The sequence below is a fragment of the Cohaesibacter sp. CAU 1516 genome (genome assembly GCF_005771485.1).
In the GTDB taxonomy this organism is placed as follows: Bacteria; Pseudomonadota; Alphaproteobacteria; order Rhizobiales; family Cohaesibacteraceae; genus Cohaesibacter; species Cohaesibacter intestini.
Genome location: NZ_VANT01000003.1, coordinates 431,544 through 438,220, shown reverse-complemented (window position 1 = coordinate 438,220; position 6,677 = coordinate 431,544). Strand labels below are relative to the sequence as shown.

The following is a 6,677-nucleotide window of genomic DNA, read 5'->3' as shown; positions in this document are numbered from 1 at the left end:
GAAAGTGAAACCGCTATCTGACAATTCTCTTTCTTGCCAACCTGCCCACAATATTGTCGGCCAACACCAACCGAATGTTCCCCCTTTTTGACAAACCCTGTATCATCAATGATCCAGGCACTAATCTTCTCTCGACTTTCCATTCTGGGTAGCACTTGAGCACAAACGGCCCCTATCAGGCGCTCGCCACACCATTCGGACTGACCGACAAAGTGCAACAGGGACTGATGCTTAGCGCTTACCCGGTCAGGTGCTATCTGGGCTGCAATCGGCTCGATGCTTTTGCGAGAAACATCCAGCAGCAGCCCTGTGCAGTAATCTCGAAGTCCCGCTTCACGAGCACGGTACCCTCCCAATGCTGGTGAAAGTGCACTCATATACTTTTCAAATGCTGCATCAAGCTCACAATCTGAAATCCTGATCCTGTCGCCCGCACAACCCATGATCCTATCTCCCAAAAAACAGATAGGAAAATTATGAATCAAAAAGACAATCATGAGGAATGAGGCATTCTGACTCAGTAGGATTACCGATATGACGCAAAATGCACGATATTTTACCTCTGAGTTCACGTTTTATTTAATAAGTTGTCCCAATTAGAGACTAAAGCTAAGATATTGTACTTATAGATAGAAACCCGCCCTAGATGCTCGGAACCAGAAATGGGTGAAATTACGAATAAAAGCGATGGGGACGGATCTTGAAAATCGTTTTGGTTGCATTTGACCACCAGACATTGGTGCCCAAAATAGCCGCAATTACTTTCTTTCGATAACCACAGAACAATCACAACAATCATTCGTTTGACGAGCTGTTACAGGTAAAATGATGTGAAAGGCTTGCCAGTTTCGGATTATTCGATTTAACTTCTCCGACGCTAAAGCACCAAGTCTTTAGGGAACAACAGGGAGTCAATTTGATGCTAAAGAAAACCATTGCAGCGATGCTGCTGGCCGGCGCCTGTGCGCTGCCGCTCGTGGCGACTTCTGCAAGCGCAGAAATGGTCTACCACCGTGGCAACGCTGCGGACCCCGAAACCCTCGATCAGCATAAGACATCGACCGTCTATGAAGCGCATATCCTGCGTGATCTCTATGAAGGTCTTGTTTCCTATAGCGCGGATGGCAAAACCATCCCTGGCGCAGCGGAAAGCTGGACGGTTTCTGACGACGGTCTGGTTTACACCTTCAAACTGCGTGACAATGGCAAATGGTCCAACGGTGATCCGGTGACCGCCCATGATTTCGTCTTCTCGCTGCAGCGTATCCAGACTCCGGAAACCGGCGCAAAATATGCCAACATTCTCTATCCGATCAAGAATGCGGAAAAAGTCAACAAGGGCGAGTTGAAGCCAGCCGAGCTGGGTGTCAAGGCGCTTGATGACAAGACCCTTGAAATCTCACTGGAAGCTGCGACCCCTTATTTCATCGAGCTGCTCGGTCACCAGACCGGCCTGCCAGTGCACAAGGCAACCGTCGAGAAATATGGTAGTGACTTCGTTCAGCCGGAGAATTTCGTCTCCAATGGGCCTTTCACCTTGGCCGAGTTCGTTCCGAACAGCCACGTGAAGACAGTAAAGAACAAATATTTCCACGATGCCGACAATGTCAAAATCGACTCGGTGATGTTCTACCCGACCGAAGACCGCGGTGCTGCGTTGCGTCGCTTCCAGGCCGGTGAGCTGCATTCCAACAATGACGCGCCGGTCGAGCAGATCGACTTCATGAAAAAAGAACTGGGGGATCAGTTCCGCGTCGCGCCATATCTCGGCACCTATTATTATGCCGTGAGGGCTGACAAGGAAAAACTGAAGGATCCCAAGGTTCGCCGGGCGCTCTCCATGTCCATCGACCGCGAATTTCTCGCTGAGGAAATCTGGGGCGATACGATGGTTGCCGGTTATTCCTTCGTGCCACCGGGCATCGGCAACTATGGCGAGCCTGCCTTTGCCGACTATAAGGACATGGACCAGCTGGATCGTGAAGATGCGGCCCGTGCGTTGCTTGAGGAAGCTGGCTACAGCGAAGACAATCCGCTGGAAATCGAAATCCGCTACAATACCTCCGAGAACCACAAGAACACCGCTGTGGCGATTGCTGACATGTGGAAGCCGATTGGTGTGAAGGTGACTTTGCTCAACACGGACACCAAAACCCACTATGCCCATTTGCGCGACAAAGGCGACTATGATGTCGCGCGTGCTGGCTGGATTGGCGACTATTCCGATCCGCAGAACTTCCTGTTCATGGTCGAATCCGACAATGATGGCTTCAACTATGCCAACTACAAGAACCCTGAATATGATGCCCTGATGGACAAGGCTGCTGCTACGGTCGATCTGGATGAGCGTGCAGGCTATCTGCTCGAAGCTGAAAAGCTCTTCATGCGCGATCTGCCGTTCATTCCGCTGATGTATTACGGCTCCATGAATCTGGTGTCTCCGAAGCTCAAAGGCTTCAAGGACAACCTCCTCAACATCCACCCATCCCGTTGGATGTCTGTGGAAGGTTAAGGACCTGATCCAAAGGAGAGGGCTGCCCCTGTGGCGGCCCTTTCATCGGAAAGATCCTTTGATTGCAACAGGTTAGCATCCGGATCACACGATGCTCGCTACCAATGAAACAAACCAAGATCCTGCGCATTTAACCTGAGTCAAAACGGCTCGGGGATTTTCCGGCTATGGTCCGGTCGAAGTCCGCGCAGTCAAACGGTAAGAGCGAGCATGGGTTTGGTCCTTCGTTGACGACACCCTGATCAACTCGACTGCAAGCGGACGAAGACCGTTTGCGATATTGTCTCGCCAATTGCGAGACGGATATCCTGAATTCCAGGTAAAACGCGTATCCGACTGGACCCTGAAAACCAGCAATAAAAGAGATACGCCCGAGAAGGACGCACTATGCTGAGATATGTGCTCAAGCGTTTGCTGACCGCTATCCCGACATTGTTTCTCATTGTCACCATCTCGTTCTTCCTCATCCGTGTGGCTCCCGGTGGTCCGTTCGATCTCGAACGTCCGCTCGAAGCCAAGGTGATGGAGAATCTGAACAAGATCTATCAGCTCGACAAAAGCATCTGGGAACAATATTTGATCTATATGGGCAACGTGCTCAGAGGAGATCTGGGCCCAAGCTTCTTCTTCCGTGACTTCACCGTTGGCGACCTGTTCCGTCAGGGACTGCCGATTTCCATCGAAATCGGTGGCTTTGCGCTTCTGCTGGCGCTGCTTGTCGGTGGATCGCTGGGTATTCTGGCGGCCCTGAAACAGAATAAGGGTCCCGACTATGCGGTCATGACCATGGCCACCATGGGCATCACCATTCCCAACTTCGTGGTCGCCCCGGTTCTGACGCTGATTTTCGGTGTCATGCTTGGCTGGTTGCCGGTCGGGGGCTGGAACAATGGTGCATGGGAAAACAAGATTCTGCCGATTCTGACGCTTGGTTTGCCGCAGGTGGCCATTGTCGCCCGCCTGACCCGCGGCTCGATGATCGAAGCGCTCCGCTCACACCATATCCGAACTGCGCGTGCCAACGGCCTGCCGCAATGGATGGTGGTCGTGGTTCATGCCCTGCGTGGTGCCCTGTTGCCCGTGGTCTCCTATGCAGGCCCGGCGGCTGCCGCCCTGCTGACCGGTTCGGTGGTGATTGAAACCATCTATGGCATTCCCGGCGTTGGTCGCTACTTCGTGCAGGCCGCGCTCAATCGCGACTATACCCTCGTCATGGGCACCGTGATTGTGATTGCCGTCTTCATCATGATTTTCAACCTGATCGTTGACCTGCTCTATGCCTGGCTCGATCCACGCGTGCGGTACGATTGAGAAACACATGACCCCAGAAAAACTGAAAACTCCAGCCGGACAGGCCACCGAACGCGTCATCGAGGCGCAGGTTGGTCGCTCCCTGTGGGACGATGCCTGGGCCCGCTTGCGCGCCAACCGCGCCGCCATGGCGTCTTTCATCGCTCTTTTTGTCATTACCGTGGCCTGCTTCTTCGGCCCAATGTTGTCGCCACATTCATTCGATGCGGTCTATCGGGATTATGTCAAAGTGCCAGCTTCCATGCAGGCCTATCCGCGTCAGGATGCGATCTCGCCTGTGCTTGAGAAGGTGCTCAAACGCGCCCGCCTGACCGCAAGTGATGTGCAGATCACCGACACGCAAGTGATCGCCAAGGTGGAGTCTTCCCGGCGTGCCATCCGCGAGAATACCGTGCGATATGTCGACCGGTCTGATCTGTTCACCAATGCGCGGTTCGAGGCCTTCTCCGAGGACAAGAAAAGCGCCACCTTGATCGCTGAGATCGACAAGATGCATTTCTACTTTGGCACCGATGCCAACGGGCGCGACCTGATGACCCGCACCCTGATTGCCGGTCGCGTGTCCTTGTTGATCGGCCTTTTGGCGTCCGGCGTTGCCCTGTTGATCGGCGTCACCTATGGCTCGTTGTCGGGCTATCTGGGTGGCCGGGCCGATTTGATTATGATGCGCGTTGTTGATGTGCTCTATTCCCTGCCATTCATCTTCTTCGTCATCCTTCTGGTGGTGTTTTTCGGGCGAAACTTTGTCCTGATGTTCATAGCCGTGGGGGCTGTCGAGTGGCTCGATATGGCGAGGATCGTCCGCGGTCAGACCCTGTCGATCAAGAGGCAGGAATATGTACTCGCCGCCGAAGCGATGGGCGTCGGGGCGCGCGGCATACTGCGTCGCCATGTCATTCCCAACACGCTGGGGCCTGTGGTGATTTTCGTCACCCTCTTGGTGCCAAAGGTTATTCTGCTGGAAAGTTTCCTGTCCTTCCTTGGCCTTGGGGTTCAGGAGCCGATGACCTCTTGGGGTGTGCTGATCTCTGAAGGCGCACGCAATCTTCAGGGGGCTGGCTGGATGCTGATCTTCCCGTCTATTTTCCTCACCACGACCCTGTTCGCGCTCAATTTCATCGGTGACGGTCTGCGTGACGCGTTGGATCCGAAGGATCGATAGGAGCAAGTGATGACAATGGAAAACAAGGCACCTTTACTCGAAATCGAAAATCTCAATGTCCATTTCGAGACCAATTCTGACAAGGACATCCACGCTGTGCGCGGCATCAATATGACCGTGCAAAAGGGCGAAACCGTCGCGGTGGTGGGTGAGTCCGGCTCAGGCAAGAGCCAGGTCATGATGTCGGCCATGGGCCTGTTGGCCGACAATGGTCAGGCGACCGGTTCGGTCAGATATGCCGGTGATGAAATTCTCGGCTTACCACGACGCAAGCTCAACAGCTATCGCGGCTCGAAGATGACCATGATCTTTCAGGAGCCCATGACCTCGCTTGACCCGCTCTACACGATCGGGCGGCAAATCTGTGAGCCGCTTCGGGTGCATCAGAAGATGGACAAGAAGCGCGCCATGGACCGGGCACTGGAACTGCTCGAGCTGGTGGGGATCCCCGAGCCACAAAAACGGTTGAAATCCTACCCCCACGAAATGTCCGGCGGCCAGCGTCAGCGTGTGATGATCGCCATGGCGCTTGCCAACAATCCGGACCTTTTGATTGCCGATGAGCCAACCACGGCGCTCGACGTGACTATTCAGGCCCAGATCCTGCAATTGCTTGCCGAGCTGCAAAAGAAGCTGGGCATGGCTATTCTGTTCATCACCCACGACCTGAACATCGTCAAGCGCTTTGCCGACCGGGTCTATGTGATGAAAACCGGTGACGTGGTGGAAGAGGGGGAAACCCAGGCCATCTTCAACAATCCGCAGCATGACTATACCAAGATGCTGCTCTCCGCCGAGCCCGAAGGCATCAAGGTTGCCCCTCCCATCGATGCGCCGACCTTGCTGGAAGGCAAGAATGTCAACGTCACCTTCAACATCACCGAGGGGCTGTTTGGTCAGCATACTCACGCCCTCAAGGCGGTGAATGACGTAGACATCCGTCTGCGCAAAGGCCAGACCATCGGCATTGTGGGGGAGTCCGGGTCGGGCAAATCGACCCTTGGTCGGGCATTGCTGCGGCTCAACAATGCCACCGGTGACGTAATGCTCGATGGCAAGAACATGAACACAATCTCTGATGAAGACATGCGGCGGCATCGTCGTCAGTTGCAGCTGGTCTTTCAGGACCCCTTTGGCTCCCTGTCGCCGCGCATGATGGTCGGCCAGATCATCACCGAAGGTCTTCTGGTCCATCAGCCGGGCATTTCCGCCAAGGAGCGGGACCAACGGGCCATCGAGGCTCTGAAAGAGGTGCAGCTTGATCCGGCCATGCGCAACCGCTATCCGCATGAATTTTCAGGCGGTCAGCGTCAGCGCATTGCCATTGCCCGCGCCATGGTGCTCAAACCCCGCATCGTGGTGCTCGATGAGCCAACCTCGGCGCTGGATCGCTCGGTCCAGAAGCAGATTGTCGAATTGCTGCGTGATCTGCAAAAGGCCCATGATTTGTCCTACCTTTTCATCTCACACGATCTGACGGTCGTGCGGGCCATGTCCGACTATGTCATGGTGATGAAGCAGGGCGAAATCGTCGAGGAAGGCCTCACCGATCAGGTCTTTGATGCACCGCGTGAGCTCTACACAAAACAGTTGATGGCCGCGGCCTTCGATTTGGAGCCGATTTCGGCCTGATCCGATTGGATTGGACCAGCACAAACCAGAGAGTGAGGGTCGCCAAAGGCGGCCCTTTTC

General features: G+C 54.5%; 5 protein-coding genes. 4 read left to right on the top strand and 1 reads right to left on the bottom strand.

Features of this window, described 5'->3' with window-relative positions; translation table 11 throughout:
- Positions 1-497, bottom strand: a 497-nt coding sequence (locus FDK21_RS11590; RefSeq protein ID WP_138148615.1) for a transposase, incomplete at its 3' end; no start/stop codon positions are given.
- Positions 498-943: 446 nt separating this feature from the next.
- Here FDK21_RS11590 and FDK21_RS11585 point away from each other — a divergent pair.
- From FDK21_RS11585 to FDK21_RS11570, 4 genes are all read left to right on the top strand, one after another.
- Positions 944-2,512, top strand: coding sequence for a peptide ABC transporter substrate-binding protein (locus FDK21_RS11585; protein WP_114008571.1), 1,569 nt, complete (start codon positions 944-946; stop codon positions 2,510-2,512).
- 387 nt (positions 2,513-2,899) lie between these two features.
- Entirely contained in the window at positions 2,900-3,823 is a 924-nt protein-coding gene (gene oppB, locus FDK21_RS11580) for an oligopeptide ABC transporter permease OppB (RefSeq protein WP_138148614.1), read from the top strand.
- 7 nt (positions 3,824-3,830) lie between these two features.
- On the top strand, positions 3,831-4,985 hold the full coding sequence (locus FDK21_RS11575; RefSeq protein ID WP_138148613.1) for an ABC transporter permease subunit: 1,155 nt from the start codon (positions 3,831-3,833) through the stop codon (positions 4,983-4,985).
- Positions 4,986-4,994: 9 nt separating this feature from the next.
- Positions 4,995-6,617: an ABC transporter ATP-binding protein gene (locus FDK21_RS11570; protein WP_138148612.1), complete on the top strand. Its 1,623-nt coding sequence runs from the start codon at positions 4,995-4,997 to the stop codon at positions 6,615-6,617.
- The last annotated feature ends 60 nt before the right edge of the window (positions 6,618-6,677 follow it).